This is a genomic window from Neisseria sp. P0021.S006, assembly GCF_051956895.1.
This window is the reverse complement of the sequence record NZ_JBQCWZ010000128.1, coordinates 1-2,497: the sequence shown is the minus strand read 5'-3', so window position 1 is coordinate 2,497 and position 2,497 is coordinate 1. Positions and strand designations below refer to the sequence as shown.

General features: G+C 47.7%; 3 protein-coding genes and 1 rRNA gene. 1 reads left to right on the top strand and 3 read right to left on the bottom strand.

All coding sequences use genetic code 11. The annotated features are described in order from the left end of the window. Window positions 1-102: 102 nt before the first annotated feature. Window positions 103-927: an undecaprenyl-diphosphate phosphatase gene (locus ACTHUM_RS11480; RefSeq protein WP_107792448.1), complete on the top strand. Its 825-nt coding sequence runs from the start codon at window positions 103-105 to the stop codon at window positions 925-927. Between the two features lie 79 nt (window positions 928-1,006). Here ACTHUM_RS11480 and ACTHUM_RS11475 read toward each other — a convergent pair whose 3' ends face one another. The 3 genes from ACTHUM_RS11475 to rrf form a co-directional block, all read right to left on the bottom strand. Continuing rightward, window positions 1,007-1,501 (bottom strand): type IV pilin protein, encoded by a 495-nt coding sequence (locus ACTHUM_RS11475; RefSeq protein WP_219089457.1) that lies wholly within the window; start codon window positions 1,499-1,501, stop codon window positions 1,007-1,009. A 194-nt stretch (window positions 1,502-1,695) separates the two neighbouring features. Beyond that, entirely contained in the window at window positions 1,696-1,983 is a 288-nt protein-coding gene (locus ACTHUM_RS11470; protein ID WP_036472233.1) for a ComEA family DNA-binding protein, read from the bottom strand. Window positions 1,984-2,372: 389 nt separating this feature from the next. Further along, window positions 2,373-2,486, bottom strand: a 5S ribosomal RNA gene (rrf, locus tag ACTHUM_RS11465). Window positions 2,487-2,497: the final 11 nt, after the last annotated feature.

Below are 2,497 nucleotides of genomic sequence, written 5' to 3'. Positions count from 1 at the left end.
AACCATAGACGAGCTCATCGTCAAAGTCCGCCGCGAACAATCCTCAAAACCACTTTAACTAATCAACAAAAGAAAGACGGCCTCAAGGCCGTCTGAAAACTTATGGACATTCTGATTTTATTCAAAGCACTTATTCTCGGTGTTATCGAAGGTTTAACCGAGTTTCTCCCTATTTCCAGTACCGGTCACTTGATTGTATTCGGTAACTTAATGAACTTTCAAAGCAACGGAAAAGTATTTGAAATTGCTATCCAGCTCGGTGCCGTATTAGCCGTCGTATTCGAATACCGCCAACGATTTACCCATATCATAAAAGGACTCGGTAAAGAACGGACAGCCAATCGCTTTGTACTGAATTTATTTATTGCCTTCATACCTGCCGCAATTGTGGGTCTATTATTCAGCAAACAAATTAAATTACACCTTTTCAACCCAATTACTGTTGCTACCATGCTGGTACTCGGTGGCTTCTTCATTTTATGGGTTGAAAAACGCCAAGTAACAGCCAAACCTAAAGTCAATCATGTAGATGATATGCGCCCAATCGACGCATTTGTTGTAGGATGCGCCCAAATTTGCGCCCTTATCCCTGGTACATCACGTTCAGGCAGTACCATCATGGGCGGTATGTTGTGGGGGCTGGAACGTAAAACAGCTACCGAATTCTCATTCTTCCTTGCCGTGCCGATGATGATTGCGGCAACAGGTTACGACATCTTAAAAAACTACAGACTCTTTACCTTGCAAGATGTCGGACAAATTACCATCGGTTTTATCGCAGCATTTATCGCCGGTTTATTGGCAGTAAAAGCTTTGCTGAAATTTGTCTCCAGTAAAAACTATGTGCCTTTTGCCTACTACCGCATCGTATTTGGTGGTCTGATTCTCCTTACTTGGATGCTGGGCTGGGTCAGCTGGAGCGAATAACCCCTCTCCCCCCAAAGGACGTGTCCACACACGTCCTTTTCTTTTGCCCTTTTTTCTTTTATCCCTTCAGACGACCACCCTATGCGCCAAATGGTTTACACTCCGCATCATTACCCCTAAATATCTCCTCACCGTCCGTACAGCTTCCCTTCACCTTCATCTTCCCGCACACTACCGCCGTCAACGACTCGTTCAAGCGTAATACTCTCGGCTCCGCCTCCCTGTCCAGAGCCACCGCCTTCAGGGTAAACTTCCCTTCCAGGATCCCCTTAGCCTGACCGTTCATCCGAATGCAGAAACCGCCCGCCTCCTTCACCGGCAGCTCCGGCCACTTCGTCGACGTCAGCTTAAAGCTGCCCTTTTTCGCATAGAACTGCTCCATAAAGCGCGCATTTTCCAGCAGGGCGGCATGAGCCGCACGCAAGTTGGCCGAACGGACTGACTCCCGATAGGCAGTCAATGCCGCCGTCGCCAATATCGAAACCAGCAGCATCACCACCAACAGCTGTATCAAGGAGTAGCCCCTCTGTACAGCTGCCCCATTCCGTTTTCCGTCAAATGCTTTTAAGTACATATCTTTCTTCCCTTTATCTTTATCTTTATCTTTGTATCCCTATCCGACAGGAGGCACCTTATCCGTTTGTCCCTTTACTCAATGGCCCCCATTGGTCCAAGTCTTCATTGCCACTGCCCATACAAAGCCGCCCGTCAGCCCGAACCGGCAAACGGTTCAGCCTCGGGGCGGCATACGGCAGTTAACCGTCAGGCTTATTTTTTCACGGCAGGCTGTGCGGCCTTAGGCGCGGCAGAAGAAACCGTCGCCTCCGCCTTTAACTTGTTCAGCACCGCATCACCGATGCCCTTCACGTTTTTCAGCTCCTCCACCGATTTGAACGCACCGTTCTTCTGACGGTATTCCACAATCGATTTCGCCTTAGCCGGACCGATACCCGGCAAAGCCTCCAGTTCGGCAGAAGACGCGGTATTGATATTCACGGCGGCCAAAGAGAATGCTGCACAGACGGCGGCAAATGCACCAAATAAAAATTTCTTCATCAGATTTTTTCCCATAACATATTTGATTGAATCAGTCAGGAAGCCTACCGAATGGTTTTATTCCACTCTGTAAACACTGTCACATACGCGCAGATAGGGCAACAGCTCATACCCACACAAATGCTTACGACATATTAACGCAAATATCGTTTGATTTCAAATATTCTAAACAGTTAACCATAACTTTCAGTACTTTTGTTCAAGAATAACAACAGAGTTGTCATCCTTTAATTTAAACAACAAGCATGCACGAACACTCAATAGGTATCGGAATGGGTATCGGTTCATCAATATCCTTGCACCCATTACCCTACCTCCTATCGTCAAACCGACAGAAACGACAGGTATATAAAAAGCCCCCGACATCAGTCGGGGGCTTTGGAATGGGTGTTTGGCGGTGACCTACTTTCACATGGAAGAACCACACTATCATCGGCGCTGAGTCGTTTCACGGTCCTGTTCGGGATGGGAAGGCGTGGGACCAACTCGCTATGGCCGCCAAACTTAAACTGTT